A 16,720-nucleotide genomic window follows, 5' to 3' on the forward strand; every position below is an offset into this window, starting at 1 on the left:
CGGTGGCTCAGGCGAGCGCGGCGGTGACCCGGCGGGCGGCGGCGGCCACCGCGTCGAGCGCCGCCGGCACGTCCTGGCCCACGAGCCGCCCGTCGCGCTTGACCACGCGCCCGCCGACCAGCACGGTGTCCACGGCGCTCGTGTCGGCGTTGAGGACGATCGCGGCGATCGGGTCGTACGCGGCGGCCAGGCCGAGGGAGTCCGTGCCGAGCAGCACGAGGTCGGCCTGCTTGCCCGGGCGCAGCGACCCGGTCACGTCGGCGAGCCCGGCCACCCGGGCGCCGTCGATCGTCGCCATGCGCAGCGCGTCGCGGGTGGTGAAGCCCGTCCCGGCGCCGTCCGGACGTCCTCGCTCCAGCGTGTACGCGGTCCGCATGAGGCTGAACATGTCGCCGGGGGCGCACGTCACGGTGTCGGCGCTGAACGAGACGGGCATGCCCGCGGCCTGCGCCCGCCCGGTCACCGGGTAGCCGATGCCCAGCGTCATCTCGTCGACGGGCGAGACGGACACGCCGCCGCCCGCCCCGGCGATGACCTTGAGCTGCTCGTCGGAGTAGTGGTTGGCGTGGACGAACGTCGTGCCGGGCGTGAGGAACCCGCGCGACTCCAGGAAGGCGAGCCCCCGGGTGGCGCTGTCCGGGCTGTGGCCGCCGAGATGGGCGGTGACGGGCAGGCCCAGCTCGCGGGCGATCTCCAGCTCCGCCAGCGCGTGCTCCTCGGGCGCGATCTCCGGCCCGAACGCGGCCATGACCATGCTCACCAGGCCGGGTGAGGAGAAGTGGGCGTCGTGGACGCGCCGGGTCTCCCTGGCCAGGTCGGAGAGCTGGCCGCCGTGGCAGTAGCCGAGCACGGCGCGGATGCCCGAGGCGCGCAGCGCCGCCACGGCGGCGTCGGTGTGCTCGGGCGTGAGCTGGATGTGCGACCAGTCGAGCAGCGTGGTGACGCCGGCGTCGAGGCACTCCAGGGCGCCGGCGAGGTTGCCGGCGTGGACGTCCTCCGGCCGGAAGGCGGGGGCGAGCCGCCCGAGGACGCGCTCCAGGTAGCCGCCGAACGTGACGTCGCCCATGGTCGCCCGGATGGCGGCCTGCCAGGTGTGGCGGTGGGTGTCGACGAAGCCCGGCATGACGATGTGGCCGGACGCGTCGATGACCTCGGTCCCGTCCGCGGCGGCCAGGCCGGGGCCGACCTCCGCGATCCGGCCGTCCTCGATCCGCACGTCGGCCCGGCCGATGACCACCGGCTGCGGCTCGGTGTCGACGACGATCCCGTTCTTGATCAGAGTTTGCATACAAAAAGCTTAGTGAATAGCTTTCTTAAAAGCAATCTGCTGACAAGTATCCTCGTTCCATGAAGAACGACGAGGTGGACGGGCTCGTCCCGCGCTGGCGCGACTCCGGCATGCCGTCGGACCTCATCGCCGGGCTGGAGCTCAGCAAGCGGACGTCCCGCCTCGACATGCTCTTCCAGGAGGCCATCAAGGCCGAGCTGGCCGGGCTGGGCCTCACCTACGCCGAGTTCGACATCCTCGCCGCGCTGGCCCGCGCGGAGCCCCCGCACGCCATGAAGCCGAGCGAGCTGTCCAAGGCGCTCTTCCTCACCTCCGGCGGCACCAGCAACGTGCTCCAGCGCCTGACGGCCGCCGGCTACGTCGAGCGCGCCGCCGATCCCGGCGACGCCCGCAGCAGGTGGGTGCGGCTGACGCCCGAAGGGCTGAAGGTGGCCGAAACCGCGCTGGGCCTCGCGGGCAAGGCCAACAGCGAGGTGATGGCGGGCGTCCCCGAGGAGACGGTGCGGCGGGCCGCGGACGCCCTGCGCGAGATCCTCGTGGCCCTGGGCCGCCGCAGGGTGCGCTGACAGCCGCAGGGTCCGCTGACAGAACGCGCGACGGCGCCCGGCTCGATCAGGAGCCGGGCGCCGTCGGTGCGTGCCGGGACTCGCCGTCCGCGCACTCGGGGACTCGCCGTCCGCGCGCTCGCGGGCTTGCCGTCCGCGCGCTCGGAGGCTCGGGTCAGAGGCTCGCCAGGAAGCCGACCTTGTCGCGGACCCGCTCCATCGTCTCCTCGGCGACCTCGCGCGCCCGCTGGGCGCCGATCGCCAGCAGGCGGTCGAGCTCGGCCTCGTCGGCCAGCAGCTTCTCGGTGCGCTCGCGGATCGGCGTGAACGTCTCGACCACGGCCTCGGCCACGTCCTTCTTGAACGTGCCGTAGCCCTGACCCGCGTAGCGGGCGACCAGCTCGGGGATGGGCGTGCCGGTCAGCGCCGACTGGATGCGCAGCAGGTTGGAGACGCCGGGCTTGTTCTCCTCGTCGAACAGCACCTCGGAGCCGGTGTCGGTGACCGCGCGCATGACCTTCTTGCGCAGCGGGCCGGGCTGGTCGAGCAGGTCGAGGATGCCCGCCGGGCTGGAGGACGACTTGGACATCTTGGCCGTCGGGTCCTGGAGGTCGGTGATCTTCTCGACCTCCTTGGGGATGTACGGGGCGGGCAGCGTGAACAGCTCGCCGTAGCGGTGGTTGAAGCGCTGCGCCAGGTCGCGGGTGAGCTCCAGGTGCTGCTTCTGGTCGGCGCCCACCGGCACGCTGTCGGCCTGGTAGAGCAGGATGTCGGCGGCCTGCAGGATCGGGTAGGTGAACAGCCCGACGCTGGCGGCGCTCTCGCCGAACTTGGCGGCCTTGTCCTTGAACTGCGTCATCCGGCCGGCCTCGCCCATGCCGGTCAGGCAGATGAGGATCCAGGCCAGCTCGCTGTGCTGCCGCACGTGCGACTGCACGAAGACCGTGGAGCGCTGCGGGTCGAGCCCGGCGGCGAAGAGCTGCGCGGCGGCCACGCGGGTGCGGCGGCGCAGGTCGGCCGGGTCGGTCGGCACGGTGATGGCGTGCAGGTCGACCACGCAGTAGAAGGCGTCGTGGGTCTCCTGCATCGGGACCCACTGGCGGACCGCACCCAGGTAGTTGCCCAGGTGGAAGGAGTCCGCGGTGGGCTGGATGCCGGAAAGAACACGAGGTCTGGCCATGGCACACAATTGTGTCAGGAATCGGGGTCGGGCGGCGACTCGACGGCCGGACCGCGTTTCACCCGCACCCGAGCGACCCGCCGCCCGTCCAACTCGGTCACGGTGAGCTCGAAGCCGGGGATCTCCACGGTCTCGCCCACGTCGGGGACGTGGCCGAGCATCGCCATGACGAAGCCGCCGAGCGTCTCGTACGGCCCATCGGGCAGCTTGATGCCGGTCTCGGCGGCGAAGTCGTTGAGGTTGGTCAGGCCGTCGATCTCGATCTCGCCGGCCGGGAGGACCACGGTGTCGTCCTCGACGTCGTACTCGTCCCTGATGTCGCCGATGAGCTCCTCGACCAGGTCCTCCAGGGTGACGATGCCGGCGGTGCCGCCGTACTCGTCGATCACGATGGCCAGGTGGTGGCCCTCGTCGCGCATCTCCGACAGCGTGGTGAGGATGCGCTTGGAGGCGGGCACGTACTTGACCGGCCGGATCGGGACCAGCTCGCTGATCGGCTCGACGCGGCCGGTCAGCACCGGGTCCAGCAGGTCGCGGACGTGGACGAACCCGATGACCTCGTCGTACGACTCGCGGTAGACGGGGAAGCGCGAGTGGGGCATGCCGGCGGCGAGCACGGCGGCCTCGGCCAGCGGCGTGTCGACCTCCATGAACTCCACCTCGGTGCGGGGCAGCATCACCTCGCGCACCTGGCGCTTGCCCGCGGCGAACACCTCGGCGATGAGATGGCGCTCGTCGGCGGTCAGGTCGGTGTGGCCGACGACCATGTCGCGCAGCTCCTCGGTGGTGACCTCCTCCCGGTCGGCCTGCGGGTTGCCGCCGAGCAGCTTCACCACGCCGTCCGTGGACTTCGACAGGGCCCAGATGACCGGCCGGGACAGGGTGGCGATCGAGTCGAGGAAGGGCGCGACGAACAGCGACAGGCCCTCGGCCCGCTGCAGGGCCAGGCGCTTGGGGGCCAGCTCGCCGAGCACCAGCGACACGTACGAGATGGCCAGCGTGACGAGCACCAGCGCGAGCACCGGGGCGACGGCGGCCGGCACGCCCCAGCCCTTCAGGACCGGCACGAGCTGCATGCCGAGCCGGTCGGCGCCGAACGCGGCCGACAGCATGGTCGCCACGGTCACGCCGATCTGCACGGCCGACAGGAAGCGGTTGGGGTCACGGGCCAGCTTGGCCACCCGCTCGCCCCGGCGGCCCCGGTCGGCGAGCTTGCGCACCTGGCTCTCGCGCAGGCTGACCATCGCCATCTCCGCGGCCGCGAAGAAGCCGCCCACGAGAATGAAGACCAGGACGAGGGCGATGTTCGCGACGACGGTGTCAAACATGGTGGTTGGCAGAGTACTCAACGCCTTTGGGGCGTATGCTGAACGGCAAGCCGTACATTATCCAACATATTCGCACAGGAGTAGACATCATGAGGCTTCTGGTCACTGGAGGCGCGGGGTACGTCGGAAGCGTGGTGGCGGCCCAGCTCGTGGAGGCCGGGCACGAGGTGACGGTGCTGGACGACCTCTCCACGGGCCACGCGGACGCGGTGCCGGAAGGCGCCCGGTTCGTCGAGGGCTCGATCACCGAGCCGGGTGACGCGCTGGCCGGCGTGGAGGCGGTGCTGCACTTCGCGGCCCGGTCGCTCGTGGGCGAGTCGGTGGAAAAGCCCCGGTTGTACTGGTCGCACAACCTCGGCGGCACGCTGGCGCTGCTGGAGGCCATGCACGAGCGGGGCCTGCGGCGGATCGTGTTCTCCTCCACGGCCGCCACGTACGGCGAGCCGGAGCGCTCCCCCATCGTGGAGAGCGACCCCACCCGCCCGACCAACCCCTATGGGGCCTCCAAGCTGGCCGTGGACATCGCGCTCACCGCCTACGCGGGCCTGCGGGGGCTCGGCGCGGTGAGCCTGCGCTACTTCAACGTGGCCGGCGCCTACGGCCGCTTCCGCGAGCGGCACACGGTCGAGACCCACCTCATCCCGAACGTGCTCAAGGTCGCCACCGGCGAGCGCGAGTCGGTGAGCGTGTTCGGCACCGACTACCCGACCCCCGACGGCACCTGCGTGCGCGACTACATCCACGTGAGCGACCTGGCCCGCGCCCACCTGCTGGCGCTCGACGCCGTCACCGAGGGGCAGCACAAGATCTACAACCTGGGCAACGGCACCGGGTTCTCCGTGCAGGAGGTGATCTCGGTCTGCCGCGAGGTCACCGGCCACGACATCCCCGCCGTCGTCGGGCCGCGCCGGGCCGGCGACCCGGCCGTGCTCGTGGCGTCGTCGGAGAAGATCCAGCGCGAGCTGGGCTGGAAGGCCGAGCGGGCGTCCATCCGCGACATCGTCTCCGACGCCTGGGACGCGCTTTGCGGCGAATGAGGCATGAGGCGGCGCGATATGTGCTGTGATACCGAAATGTGAGGAGCTTTTCACCATGGGTCACGAAGCTGCTCTTCGGCGCCGCCGTGGCGCTCGGCAGCGTCGCGGCCGCCGCCGGAGTCGTGTTCGCCACGGCCTCATCAGCTCCCTCTGCCCCCTCGGGGTCACCCTGCCCCGGATCGGGTGAGGCGAACACGCCCGCGCCCACCGCCTCGGCCGCCCAGCCGTAGGCCGTCGCGTACGGGTGCGTGGGGCCGCGCCAAAACGAAGCGCGCGCCCCGCGGACGGGACGCGCGCCTTGACGAGACCGGGAACGGCCCCGGCCGACGGCTCAGATGAGGCCGAGGGACTTGACAGCCTCGCGCTCGTCGGCGAGCTCGGCCACGCTGGCGTCGATGCGCTCACGCGAGAACGCGTCGATCTCCAGGCCCTGGATGATCTCGAACCGGCCGCCGGCCGCGCGGACCGGGAAGGACGAGATGAGGCCCTCGGGCACACCGTAGGAGCCGTCGGAGACGACCGCGGCCGAGGTCCAGTCGGTGCCGTTGACCCAGTCGTGGACGTGGTCGATCGCGGCGTTGGCGGCCGAGGCGGCGCTGGACGCGCCCCGCGCCTCGATGATCGCGGCGCCGCGCTTGGCCACGGTCGGGATGAAGGTCTCGCGCAGCCACTCAGAGTCGACCTGCTCGGCCGCGACCTTGCCGCCCACCTCGGCGTGGAACAGGTCGGGGTACTGGGTGGCCGAGTGGTTGCCCCAGATCGTCATGTGCTTGATCTCGGTGACCGGCACCTGGAGCTTGGCGGCGAGCTGGGAGAGCGCGCGGTTGTGGTCGAGGCGGGTCATCGCGGTGAAGCGCTCGGCCGGCACGTCGGGGGCGTGCTGCTGCGCGATCAGCGCGTTGGTGTTGGCCGGGTTGCCGACGACGAGGACCTTGATGTCGTCGGCGGCGTGGTCGTTGATCGCCTTGCCCTGCGGGCCGAAGATGCCGCCGTTGGCGCCGAGCAGGTCGCCGCGCTCCATGCCGGCCTTGCGCGGCATGGCGCCGACCAGCAGGGCGACGTTGGCGCCGTCGAACGCCACGTTGGGGTCGTCGGTGATCTCGATGCCGGACAGCAGCGGGAACGCGCAGTCGTCGAGCTCCATCGCGGTGCCCTCGGCCGCCTTCACGGCCTGCGGGACCTCCAGCAGGCTCAGCTTGACCGGCACGTCCGCGCCCAGCAGCTGGCCCGACGCGATGCGGAACAGCAGCGCGTAGCCGATCTGACCGGCGGCTCCGGTGACGGTGACCTTGACGGGCGTGGCCATGGCCTTCCCCTAACTCGCAGGACGAATCATTGACTTTGGGATGCTACCCGCTCGTCACCCGCAGGTTTCCATCGCGGGCGGCTTGAGCTCCAAGGTGAAGTCGACCTTGGCGAAATACCTGGTCAACAGCTCCTTCATGACGCCCGTCCGATAGAGGCCGGCGATGACCCCGCTGACCGCCTGGCAGGTGCGCGCGTCGCCGCCCCGGATGCCGACGGCGTAACGCTCGTTGCTCAGCTTCGCTCCGATGATCTTGTAGCGGAGGGGCTCGCGGCCGGCGAACCCGGCCAGGATGAGGTCGTCGCCGGGCACCGCGTCGACGCGGCCGCTGCGCAGCTTGTCCATGCACTCGGCGTAGTTGCCGGCCCGGACCGGCTCCACGTCCACCAGCGCCTGCACCTTGCCGACCGAGGGGCTGTTGACCGCGCAGATCTTGCGGCCCTTCAGGTCCTCGATCTTCTCGATGCCGGCGCCGTCGGGCACCAGCACGTCCTGGTGGGCCAGGTAGTACGGGCCGGCGAACTCCACGCCGCTCTTGTCGATGGAGTACGTGGCGAGCACGAGGTCGACGGAGCCGTCGGCCAGCATGTCGTCGCGGTTGCCGACGCCGACCCGGACGAACGAGGTGTTCTTCGCGCCCAGCTCGGCGGCGATCCGCTTGCCCAGCTCGACGTCGAACCCCTCGAAGCCGCCGTCGCGCTCCAGGCCGATGCCGGGCAGGTCGCCCTTCACGCCGATGACGAGCTTGCCGGTGCTCGCGACCTTGTCGACGACGCTGGCGAACGCGCCGGTCGACGGGGTGTCCTGGCCGTCCGGGCCCTGGCCGAAGAGGCGCCGCGGCCAGTCGTCGACCACGGCGACGGCGACGGCGGCCACGACCACGGCGAGCACGGCGGCCAGGGTGATCCACCACCGCTTGCGGCGGCGGGCGCGTCCGCCGAGCTGGGTGGGCGGCGTCGGCGGCACACCGGTGTGCCCGGTGGACGGCTGGTGCTCGGTCCCCTGGAGCGCCGGGGGCTGCTGGTGCTCGACCGCCTGGAACGCCGCGGAAGGCTGGTGCTCGGCCCCATGGACCGCCGCGGGCCGCTGGTCGGCGGGCGACTGGTGGCCGGCGGGCATGAGCAGCCCCGCGAGCGCCTGGCGGCCGTCCTGAGCGGGACGGCCGGCCTGACGGTCGTGGTCGGCCCGGTGGTCGCGATCGGCGCGGTGGTCGTGGTCGCCCCGGTGGTCGTGGTCGGCCCGGCGGTCGCGATCGGCGGCTCCCGGCGGGGCCTCGGACGGCATGGCGGAGGAGCGGATGAGCGAGGTCTCGGCGTTGGGGTCGTCGGGGTCGTACCCGAACCCGCCGCCGGTGGGCGCGGAGCCCGCTCCCGTCTGGCCGGGCGCGCCGGTGTGCCCGGTCGTGCCCTGGCGCGTCCCGGGCGTGCCGGCGAGGACACCGGACGTCCCCCCGCCGTGCGGCTGCGGGGCGCCGGTCGCGGGCTGACCGCCTCCGGTGGTGGTGCGCGGCGCGCCGGGAGGGGCGAGGGTGGACGAGACCCGCAGGAACGGCGTGGTGTCGTCGCTGGCCACCTGGACGCCTCGGGTGAGCACCGCCGTCGAGGCCCCGGAGGTCTCCGGCTGGCCGAGCAGCCGCAGCAGGATCTGGTCGGCCGAGGGCCGCTCCTCGGGCGACTTGGCCAGCGCCGAGCGCACCACGCCGCGCAGCGGCTCGGGCATCATGCTCACGTCGACCTCGTGGTTGAGGATCCGGTTGAGCACGACCGCGATCGAGTTGCCCTCGAAGGCGGCCTTGCCGGAGGCCGCGAAGGCGATGGTCGCGCCCCACGCGAACACGTCGGTGTAGGGGCCGACGTCGTCGCCGGCGATCTGCTCGGGCGCCATGTAGGCGGGGGTGCCGATGGCCCGGCTGGTGATGGTGCCGGTCGAGTCGATGATGCGGGCGATGCCGAAGTCCACCACGCGCGGCCCGTCGGCCGCGATGAGCACGTTGTCGGGCTTGAAGTCGCGGTGGATGATCGAGGCGTGGTGGATGGCGGTCAGCGCGGTCGCGGTGCCGATGGCCAGCCGGTCGAGGACCGTGCCACGCAGCGGCCCGTCGGTGTCGACGATGTCGCGCAGGGCGCGCCCGTCGATGTACTCGCTGGCGATGTACGGCGTGTCGCCGTCGAGGTCGGCCTCGATCACCCGGGCGGTGCAGAACGACGCCACCCGCTTGGCGGCCTTGAGCTCCCTGGCGAAGCGGGAGCGCGCGATCTGGTCGCCGCTGAACTTGACGTGCAGGAGCTTGATGGCGGCGCGCTCACCCTGCTCGTCGACGCCCAGGTAGACGATGCCCTGACCGCCCTCCCCGATCCGTCCGGTGAGCCGGAACGACCCCACCTCGCCGGGGTCGCCGGTCACCAGCGGCGAGATCTGCGGCATTCGTCTTCCCCACACTGTGCTTACGGCCCGACGAGGCAAACTTTACGACGCGCGGGAAGCCCTCAGGGAGGCGTTAACCGTTCGTGACCCGCCCTTAGCGGCACTCCTTCCCACAACGGTGACACGTGGCGGGACCGCCGTCACGTTCAGGAGTCGCACGCGGACTCCACCGCGTACCCTCCCTGCGGCCCGTCCGGCTCCTCCGGCGAGACGGTGACGGCCTGGCTCCCCCACCACCGGCTGACCTCGAAGACCACCTCCGGCGGCCGCGCCCGCACGGCCGCGCAGTCCTCGACGTCGAGGTCGAGGACCAGCCGCAGCAGCTCGCCGGGTCCCACGGCGCGCGGGAAACGGCCTTCGAGCGGTCTCACCCGGCGCAGGACGACACCGTGGCCGCGCACGCCCACTCCGGTGACCGTGACGGGCATCCAGCCGTTGTTGACGAAGCTCTCGTCCACCCGCGCGGTGATGTACGTCTCACTGGTGATCTCGCGCGAGTCCTCGCCGCCGTCGTCCCCGTACCCGAGACGCGGCACCACGGCGCCGCTCGCCCACACCAGGGCCGCCAGGGCCGGCACCAGCGCCACCGTCAGGGTGGTCCGGGCCCTCGTCCTGGGCGACCGGCCGGCTTCGGCGGCCAGCCGGTCCGCTATCGAATCAGAATCCACCAGATATCCCCCATGCGTGAGATCCCGGATTCTGCTACTTTTTTCGCCGTGATGAGAGCCGATTCTTGTTAACGGCGGCGTTCCTCGTTCTCGTCGCGGTAACGATGACGGTCGTTGTCTCCATTTCCGGAGATCCCGTACAACCCGCCGAATTAGCGAGATTCGCCCAGCGACAGTACCTGACAGGCACGCCGTACAACACACCGGAAATCGCGCGCGGGCTGCGCGCGGAGCGGCGATTCCGCTGGGTGGGCGCTACCGCCGGATGCGCACTCTGCCTGTCCGCCATCACCCAAGGGACTTTCGTCATCGCCGCTTTCTATCCGGTCACCGGGTGGTTCGCGGGCGTGGTCGCGGCGGAAATGGCCTGCGCCGCATCGGCGCCGCGCGGGGTACGACCTCCCGGCATGCGGCTCGCCCCGTCCGGGCTCGTCCTGGTCTGGCGGATCGCCGCCGCCGTCGCCTCCGGAATCGCCCTCAGCACGGTCGCGCGGTCGTTCCGCATGGACGTGGGGGTCGCCGAGCGGCTGTGGGCGGCGTTCGCGCTGTGCTCCGTGCTCGCCGTCCACGCGCTCGTCAGGGGCCTGCAACGGCGGCCCCTGCCCGCCGGGCCCGCGGACCTGGTGGCCGCCGAGCTGGCGCTGCGGTCCCGGTCGGCGCGCGCCCTGCTCGCGGGCGGCACCGCCGTCGCCCTGTGGTCCGCCCATCGCGGCGGTCTGCCTGCGCTGCCCCACCTCCTGCTCGTCGCCGCCTTCGTGCCCGGCATCGTCCTTCCTCTGATCGCCCTGGGCTACGGAATCAGCCCCTGGCAGGTCGGCCCGGCACGCCCCGCCCGGATCTCGCGAGCCCTGCTGACCGGCCTCGCGGGGGGCGCCACCGCCCTGGTGCTGACCGCCTGCCTCCTCGCCGGCTGGACCGTGTGGGCGGCCGGCTCCTTGAGACTGGACGTCGGAACCGGTCAGTACGCGTGGGAGAACAGCCGGGTCGTGAGCCTGCGCGACGTCGTCACGGGCGCCGACGGCTGGGGTGTGCGCCAGGCCGCCGCCGCGACCGCGCCGGAACCGGCCGCGTTCCTCAACGAGGGCCCGGTCCGGTACGCCCTGGTGAACCGGCAGCAGGAGGTGTGGGAGCTGTCTTTCCCCCACGACGGGTCGGGCTTCGCCCCGGCGGTCGTGCGCCTGGCGGACGGCGGCCCGCGCGGCCGGGTTGCCCCGTTCACGCTGAGCGGCGACGGCCGGCACATCGCCTACCTCGACGGCGCCTCGCGCCGCCTCGTCCTGCTCGACCTCGCCACCGGTGGCCTGCGCCCCCTCACCGGCCCGCTGGACGACGAGACCGTCCCCGAGCCCGGGCTCTCCGCCGACGGCAGCCTGGTGTCGCTGACCTCCGCGACCGGCACGGAGCTGCTCGACGTGCACACCGGCGGCAGGACCCGCCTGCCCGGCGTGGCCCGCGTCCTCGGTCTCGGGACCGACCGCGTGATCGCCACCACGGGCCGCCACACCCTGCCCGGCGCGCCCGACACCGAACTGCTGACGCTCGACCGCCGGGGCGCCGTGCTGACCCGCGTCCCCTTCGACCCGGCGCTGGAGGCCCTGGCCACGCCCGACGGCCGCGAGCTGGCCGTGCTCACCGGGGACGAGCTGGTGCTGATGGACCCCGCCAGGGGCCGCGTGCTCCGGCGCGCCGCCCTGCGCCTCGACGGTCATGACCACGGGACGCCCCGGGCGCTGGGCTGGTCCACCGACGGGAGGCTGCTCGTCCACGCCGAGCGGAGCGCGGCGCGGCGGCCGGAGCATCAGCTCGTGGACCTCGCCACCGGCCGCGGCAGACCCGTCAAGGGCCTGCCCGACGACCTGGGCGACGACGCCGTGTTCGGCGCGATCGGATGACGGGGGTGCGGATGAGGGCTCCGGGGCCGTGGACGTGTGCCGCCGCCGCGCTGGCGGTCGTGGCGGCCCTCTGGGTGACCGCGCCCGCGTGGTCGGAGCCGCCCGTCCGGTTCGTCCGCACCGGCGCGGACCCGCTCGCGCCCGCGCCCGGCCCGCGCGAGCTGAGAGGCCCGGCCCCCGCGCCCGTCCGGTACGCGTACCGGCCCGTCTGCGGCGACGGCACCGAGGCGTGCGAGCACTGGATCCTCGTCTCCACGCGGGGAGAGCGCTGGTGGCTGCCCTACGGCTTCGGCGACGGCCCGCTCGCCCTCAGCCGCGACGGCACGCGCGCCGCCTACTGGCACCGGAAGGAATGGCGGTACGCCGTCGTGGACCTGGCCCGGGGCACGACCACGTTCCTGCCCGAAGACCTCCCCCGGCCGCACGACCCGGGCGCCGGCGGCCAGGCCCCGTTGTTCTCCCTCGACGGCCGGTACCTGCTCGTCGCCGAGGAGCGGATCGACGTGGACACCGCGACGGTCGTCCCCGGCCCCCTCCGCGTCGTGGACGTGGCGCACGGCGGAGTGCGACGCCTGCCGCGCGGCGAGCGGGCCGCCGGCTGGACCGGCCGCGGCCTGGCCCTGGTGACCGTCGAGCGGGCCGGCCGCTCCCCCGGGCACGTCACCTCCGGCTCGTACGTCGTCCGCTCCCCGGACGGCGCGGTCGTCGGCCGCGCCGAGCTGACCGGCGGCCTGGCGGCGAAGGCCGTGCCGTCACCCTCCGGCGAGACCCTGGCCACGGTCGCCACCGAGCTCACCCCGGCCGGCCCCGCGTTCCGTGGCGTCGTCCTGACCGGGACGCGCACGGGGCGGCCGGCGCGCACCGTCGTGCCGCGGCTGCCCGCCGGATGGCGCGTCGACCGGATCGCGCGCTGGGAGGGCGAGGACGCGCTGGTCGCCGAGACGCGCGGCCCGCACCACGAGCTCGCGTACCACCTGCTCGGCCTGACCGACGGGAGCGCGTCACCGCTGGGCCTCGACGTGCCCCCGCCCGACGACCCGCCCACGGCGCTGCTCGACCCCTCGCTCACGGCCCCGCCCGACGACACGCGGCTCGTCATCGGCCGCGTCCGCTAGCACGGGGCCGGGCGCGCGTCAGTACGGCAGGGCGCGGGTCTTGTACGTGGTGCGCAGGAACGGGTCCTTGAACTTGGGGAACGCCACCGTCGTCACGTCGCCGTCCGAGGTGTAGCGCATGTCCGGGTTGTTCTTCAGCCAGTCCAGCCACGCCGTGGAGCAGAACTGGGCGCAGTCGCCCTTCTTGTCCATGGCCCTGATGCGCGGGATGCCGAGCGGGTCGAACGAGCGGCTGAACGGCGACGCCGCCGGGGTGTAGCCGGCCAGGAAGACGCCGCTGTGGTCGTAGGAGACGTTGCCGAGCTTGCCGCGGGCGGCCCACTCCTTGTGGCTCGGCTGGTTGCCGTACGGCAGGGCCAGCGTGACCGGCTTGACGTAGGCGAGGGCGCCGATCTGCTGGGCGATCGAGCCGATCTGCTCCTCGACCTCCTGCTTCGACTTGCCGCGCAGGTTGACGTGGTCGCGCGTGTGGTTGCCGATGTCGAAGCCGTTCTGCTTCAGCCACAGCAGCGTCTGCGCCTGCTCCTCCGGCGTCGCCTTGCCGAACATGTCGCGCGTCACGTAGAACGTCGCGACCGGCCGGAACCCGGGATGCCTGGCCGCCACCTCGCGCAGGATGGCGACCGCCGTGTCCGCCTTGGGCACGCCCACCTCGTCCAGGGTGACCTGGGACGGCGAGGAGTCGTCGAAGGTGAGCACGACCGGATGCGTGCCCGCGGGGATGTCCATCTTGCCGGTGACGAACTCGGCCGCGGTCACCGGCACGTAGCCGTCCCTGGCCAGCCGTTCGAGGTCGGCGCGGAACTGCTCGGGGGTCCTGTCGTCGGTGGTCGTCGGGTTCCTGATCACGCGGTGGAACATGAGCACCGGCACCTGGCCGAGCTCGTTGGCCTTGACCTTGGCCGCGGCCGCGAGCTTGGCCGCCCGGGTCTGCTTGGTCTGGGCCGCCGTGTCGGCCTTGCCGGTGCCGGACTTGGGCACGGGATCACTGCCACAGCCCGCGAGCGCGACCACCGCGGCCAGGCCCACCCCGATCGAGACACGCAGTCGCATCCGAACCCCCCGAGACAGGTACGACTCCTTTGGGAGGCTCCTACCCCGGTGATCAACTACGCCACGCCCGCCGGACTCCCAAGAGATGGCCCGGAACAGCGAAAAGGGCCGCCCTGAGGCGGCCCTTCCCCAACGGGACGATCAAGCCATCTTCTTCTTGAGGTTCTCGTCCAGCGCGGCCAGGAAGTCCTGGGTGGTGAGCCACTCGGCGTCGCCGCCGACCAGCAGCGCGAGGTCCTTGGTCATCTGACCGCCCTCGACGGTCTCGACGCAGACCCGCTCCAGCGTGTCGGCGAACTCGGTCACCGCGGGGGTGTTGTCGAGCTTGCCGCGGTGGGCCAGGCCGCGCGTCCACGCGAAGATCGAGGCGATCGGGTTGGTGGAGGTCGGCTTGCCCTGCTGGTGCTGGCGGTAGTGCCGGGTTACCGTGCCGTGGGCGGCCTCGGCCTCGACGGTGCGGCCGTCGGGCGTCATCAGGACCGAGGTCATCAGGCCGAGCGAGCCGAAGCCCTGCGCGACCGTGTCGGACTGCACGTCGCCGTCGTAGTTCTTGGCCGCCCAGACGTAGCCGCCCTCCCACTTCAGGGCCGCGGCGACCATGTCGTCGATCAGGCGGTGCTCGTAGGTCAGACCGGCCTTCTCGAACTCGGCCTTGAACTCGTTCTCGTAGACCTCGGCGAAGATGTCCTTGAAGCGGCCGTCGTACGCCTTGAGGATCGTGTTCTTCGTCGACAGGTAGACCGGGAAGTTGCGGGCCAGGCCGTAGCGCATGGACGCGCGCGCGAAGTCGCGGATCGACTCGTCCAGGTTGTACATGGCCAGCGCGACGCCGGGGCCGGGGAAGTCGTAGACGTCCAGCTCGATCGGCTCGGAGCCGTCCTTCGGGGTGTACGTCAGGGTCAGCGAGCCCTCGCCCGGGATCTTCAGGTCGGTCGCGCGGTACTGGTCGCCGAACGCGTGACGGCCGACCACGATGGGCTTGGTCCATCCCGGTACCAGGCGCGGCACGTTCGACATGATGATCGGCTCGCGGAAGATGACGCCGCCGAGGATGTTGCGGATCGTGCCGTTCGGCGACCGCCACATCTTCTTCAGGCCGAACTCCTCCACCCGCGCCTCGTCGGGGGTGATCGTGGCGCACTTCACGCCCACGCCGTACTGCTTGATGGCGTTGGCGGCGTCGATCGTGACCTGGTCGTCCGTGGCGTCGCGGTGCTCGATGCCGAGGTCGTAGTACTTCAGGTCGACGTCGAGGTAGGGAAGGATCAGCTGTTCCTTGATGAACTGCCAGATGATCCTGGTCATCTCGTCGCCGTCAAGCTCGACGACCGGACCCTCCACCTTGATCTTGGGCATGCGAATGGTTCCCCTTCAATGAATTGATGCGTCGAGGCTATCGGACCGCCGAGTCAGCGTGCGAAAAGGGAGAGGATGAGGGCTTTGAGCTCGTTGTTCCCCAGCAACAAGGAGGTCAGCACGAGCACGAAGCCGAACACGCCCAGCGTGACGACATCCGTCTTCTTGCTGCGCACGGCGAGCTGGCCGCCGTACCCCGCGAAGCGCAGGGCGGCGGCCACCATCACCGCGCCGCCCAGCGTGAACCCGCCCCACCGCGGGTCCACCAGCAGGGTCACGGCGACAGCCACGACCGCACCCGCCAGGATCAGCGGGTACGGCCCCCAACTCTCATCCGACGGAGTCACCTCTCCTCGATCGGCTTCCACTTCTGGTCCCGCTCTCCGATGTACTCGCTGTCGGGACGGATCAGGCGGTTGTCGGCGTGCTGCTCGATCACGTGGGCCGTCCAGCCCGCCATGCGGCTGATCGAGAAGACCGGCGTGAACAGATCCGTCGGGATGCCGAGGTAGTGGTAGACCGTCGCGGCGTAGAAGTCGACGTTCGGGTAGAGGCCCTTCTCCTCGAGGACGACCTCCTCCATCTCCTTCGACATCCGGTAGTACGTGTCGTCGCCCGACGCCTCCGCCAGCTCCCGCGACATGCGGCGCAGGTGCGTGGCCCGCGGGTCCTCCGTCTTGTAGACCCGGTGGCCGAAGCCCATGATCTTCTCGTGCGCGGCCAGCTTCTCCCTGACCGAGCGCGCCACGTCGTCCGGCGACAGCGACTCCAGCGTCTTCATGACCTGCTCGTTCGCGCCGCCGTGCAGCGGCCCCTTGAGCGTGCCGATGGCGGCGACGATCGCGGAGTGCATGTCGGACAGCGTGGCGGCGCACACCCGGGCGGCGAACGTGGAGGCGTTCATCGTGTGGTCGGCGTGCAGCACCAGGCAGGCGTCGAAGATCTCCACCTCGCGCGTCCCCGGCTCACGGCCCGTGACCTGGAGCAGGAAGTTGCCCGCGATGCTCAGCTCCGGGTTCGGCTCCGGCGGGGTGCCCCCCGTCCGGGCCGCGTGGTAGCCGGCCACGAGCAGCGGCTGCTGCGCGGTCAGACGGGCGGCCTTGCGCAGGTTGGCGTCCGGGGCGATCGAGTCACGGTCGGCATCGTCCGCGGCGGACAGGGAGACGAGGCTGCGCAGTGCCTCCATCGGTTTCTGCTTCTCGGCGATCTCGGCGATGTTCGCCGCGGCGAGCGCTCCGAGCTCACGGCCACGCGCCAGCTCTTCCCCGAAGGCGTCGAGCTCCTCCCGGTTGGGCAGTTTGCCCCGCTGGAGCAGATGGGCGGTCTCTTCGAACGTCGCTCTGCCTGCCAGGTCGTGGATGTCGTATCCCCGGTAGAACAGGCGACCGGCCTTACCGTCGATGTCGCTCAGCGCCGTGGACGCTGCTACGACGTCGGCCAGGCCTTTCGTGGGCTTGTCCGCCATGAGTGTTTCCTCCGGTTATCTTCGGTGGAAGTCTACCCGTGAGCAGGCAAAACCGTCCGCGAA

Annotated in this window: 14 protein-coding genes; 4 read left to right on the forward strand and 10 right to left on the reverse strand. The window is 71.8% G+C overall.

Annotated elements, in window-relative coordinates; all coding sequences use genetic code 11:
- Positions 1–7: 7 nt before the first annotated feature.
- Entirely contained in the window at positions 8–1,288 is a 1,281-nt protein-coding gene (locus HD595_RS10690; RefSeq protein WP_253768068.1) for an amidohydrolase family protein, read from the reverse strand.
- Positions 1,289–1,347: 59 nt separating this feature from the next.
- Between HD595_RS10690 and HD595_RS10695 the strand changes: the two genes are divergently transcribed.
- Positions 1,348–1,854 carry a MarR family winged helix-turn-helix transcriptional regulator gene (locus tag HD595_RS10695; protein WP_253768070.1) on the forward strand — a complete coding sequence of 169 codons (507 nt, stop codon included), beginning with the start codon at positions 1,348–1,350 and terminating at the stop codon, positions 1,852–1,854.
- A 154-nt stretch (positions 1,855–2,008) separates the two neighbouring features.
- Here the strand turns inward: HD595_RS10695 and trpS are convergent, their stop codons facing one another.
- Together trpS and HD595_RS10705 are read right to left on the reverse strand one after the other, a co-directional pair.
- Positions 2,009–3,013, reverse strand: coding sequence for a tryptophan--tRNA ligase (gene trpS / locus HD595_RS10700; RefSeq protein ID WP_253768072.1), 1,005 nt, complete (start codon positions 3,011–3,013; stop codon positions 2,009–2,011).
- Positions 3,014–3,027: 14 nt separating this feature from the next.
- On the reverse strand, positions 3,028–4,341 hold the full coding sequence (locus HD595_RS10705; protein ID WP_253768074.1) for a hemolysin family protein: 1,314 nt from the start codon (positions 4,339–4,341) through the stop codon (positions 3,028–3,030).
- Between the two features lie 89 nt (positions 4,342–4,430).
- Here HD595_RS10705 and galE point away from each other — a divergent pair, with 89 nt between their 5' ends.
- Positions 4,431–5,378 (forward strand): UDP-glucose 4-epimerase GalE, encoded by a 948-nt coding sequence (galE, locus tag HD595_RS10710; RefSeq protein WP_253768076.1) that lies wholly within the window; start codon positions 4,431–4,433, stop codon positions 5,376–5,378.
- Between the two features lie 331 nt (positions 5,379–5,709).
- Here galE and HD595_RS10715 read toward each other — a convergent pair whose 3' ends face one another.
- The 3 genes from HD595_RS10715 to HD595_RS10725 all read right to left on the reverse strand — a co-directional run bounded on the left by HD595_RS10715 (position 5,710) and on the right by HD595_RS10725 (position 9,776).
- The gene (locus HD595_RS10715; RefSeq protein WP_253768078.1) at positions 5,710–6,684 is read right to left on the reverse strand and encodes a malate dehydrogenase; all 975 of its coding nucleotides are present in this window, start codon (positions 6,682–6,684) and stop codon (positions 5,710–5,712) included.
- Between the two features lie 54 nt (positions 6,685–6,738).
- Positions 6,739–9,108: a protein kinase domain-containing protein gene (locus HD595_RS10720; RefSeq protein WP_253768080.1), complete on the reverse strand. Its 2,370-nt coding sequence runs from the start codon at positions 9,106–9,108 to the stop codon at positions 6,739–6,741.
- 146 nt (positions 9,109–9,254) lie between these two features.
- Complete coding sequence (locus HD595_RS10725) at positions 9,255–9,776, reverse strand: hypothetical protein (protein ID WP_253768082.1); 522 nt, start codon at positions 9,774–9,776, stop codon at positions 9,255–9,257.
- Between the two features lie 407 nt (positions 9,777–10,183).
- Between HD595_RS10725 and HD595_RS10730 the strand changes: the two genes are divergently transcribed.
- Together HD595_RS10730 and HD595_RS10735 are read left to right on the forward strand one after the other, a co-directional pair.
- Positions 10,184–11,668, forward strand: coding sequence for a WD40 repeat domain-containing protein (locus tag HD595_RS10730; RefSeq protein ID WP_253768084.1), 1,485 nt, complete (start codon positions 10,184–10,186; stop codon positions 11,666–11,668).
- A gap of 11 nt (positions 11,669–11,679) precedes the next feature.
- A complete protein-coding gene (locus HD595_RS10735; RefSeq protein ID WP_253768086.1) occupies positions 11,680–12,783 on the forward strand; it encodes a hypothetical protein in 1,104 nt (367 codons plus the stop codon).
- Positions 12,784–12,801: 18 nt separating this feature from the next.
- Here the strand turns inward: HD595_RS10735 and HD595_RS10740 are convergent, their stop codons facing one another.
- From HD595_RS10740 to HD595_RS10755, 4 genes are all read right to left on the reverse strand, one after another.
- Positions 12,802–13,836: a polysaccharide deacetylase family protein gene (locus HD595_RS10740; protein ID WP_253768088.1), complete on the reverse strand. Its 1,035-nt coding sequence runs from the start codon at positions 13,834–13,836 to the stop codon at positions 12,802–12,804.
- A 141-nt stretch (positions 13,837–13,977) separates the two neighbouring features.
- Positions 13,978–15,192 carry an NADP-dependent isocitrate dehydrogenase gene (locus HD595_RS10745; protein WP_253768090.1) on the reverse strand — a complete coding sequence of 405 codons (1,215 nt, stop codon included), beginning with the start codon at positions 15,190–15,192 and terminating at the stop codon, positions 13,978–13,980.
- Positions 15,193–15,245: 53 nt separating this feature from the next.
- Positions 15,246–15,539 (reverse strand): DUF3017 domain-containing protein, encoded by a 294-nt coding sequence (locus HD595_RS10750; protein ID WP_253768092.1) that lies wholly within the window; start codon positions 15,537–15,539, stop codon positions 15,246–15,248.
- Positions 15,536–16,657, reverse strand: coding sequence for a citrate/2-methylcitrate synthase (locus tag HD595_RS10755; RefSeq protein ID WP_253768094.1), 1,122 nt, complete (start codon positions 16,655–16,657; stop codon positions 15,536–15,538). The genes HD595_RS10750 and HD595_RS10755 overlap by 4 nt, the downstream gene beginning before the upstream one ends.
- Between the last annotated feature and the right edge of the window lie 63 nt (positions 16,658–16,720).

This window comes from Nonomuraea roseoviolacea subsp. carminata, assembly GCF_024172185.1.
GTDB classification, from domain to species: Bacteria; Actinomycetota; Actinomycetes; order Streptosporangiales; family Streptosporangiaceae; genus Nonomuraea; species Nonomuraea roseoviolacea.

Bases quoted from the DNA above. Each gene is read 5' to 3' on its own strand.
- HD595_RS10715 (WP_253768078.1), bottom strand. From the start codon at position 6,684: ATGGCCACGCCCGTCAAGGTCACCGTCACCGGAGCCGCCGGTCAGATC.
- trpS (WP_253768072.1), bottom strand. From the start codon at position 3,013: ATGGCCAGACCTCGTGTTCTTTCCGGCATCCAGCCCACCGCGGACTCC.
- HD595_RS10735 (WP_253768086.1), top strand. From the start codon at position 11,680: ATGAGGGCTCCGGGGCCGTGGACGTGTGCCGCCGCCGCGCTGGCGGTC.
- HD595_RS10755 (WP_253768094.1), bottom strand. From the start codon at position 16,657: ATGGCGGACAAGCCCACGAAAGGCCTGGCCGACGTCGTAGCAGCGTCC.
- HD595_RS10690 (WP_253768068.1), bottom strand. From the start codon at position 1,288: ATGCAAACTCTGATCAAGAACGGGATCGTCGTCGACACCGAGCCGCAG.
- galE (WP_253768076.1), top strand. From the start codon at position 4,431: ATGAGGCTTCTGGTCACTGGAGGCGCGGGGTACGTCGGAAGCGTGGTG.
- HD595_RS10720 (WP_253768080.1), bottom strand. From the start codon at position 9,108: ATGCCGCAGATCTCGCCGCTGGTGACCGGCGACCCCGGCGAGGTGGGG.
- HD595_RS10745 (WP_253768090.1), bottom strand. From the start codon at position 15,192: ATGCCCAAGATCAAGGTGGAGGGTCCGGTCGTCGAGCTTGACGGCGAC.
- HD595_RS10740 (WP_253768088.1), bottom strand. From the start codon at position 13,836: ATGCGACTGCGTGTCTCGATCGGGGTGGGCCTGGCCGCGGTGGTCGCG.
- HD595_RS10695 (WP_253768070.1), top strand. From the start codon at position 1,348: ATGAAGAACGACGAGGTGGACGGGCTCGTCCCGCGCTGGCGCGACTCC.
- HD595_RS10705 (WP_253768074.1), bottom strand. From the start codon at position 4,341: ATGTTTGACACCGTCGTCGCGAACATCGCCCTCGTCCTGGTCTTCATT.
- HD595_RS10730 (WP_253768084.1), top strand. From the start codon at position 10,184: ATGCGGCTCGCCCCGTCCGGGCTCGTCCTGGTCTGGCGGATCGCCGCC.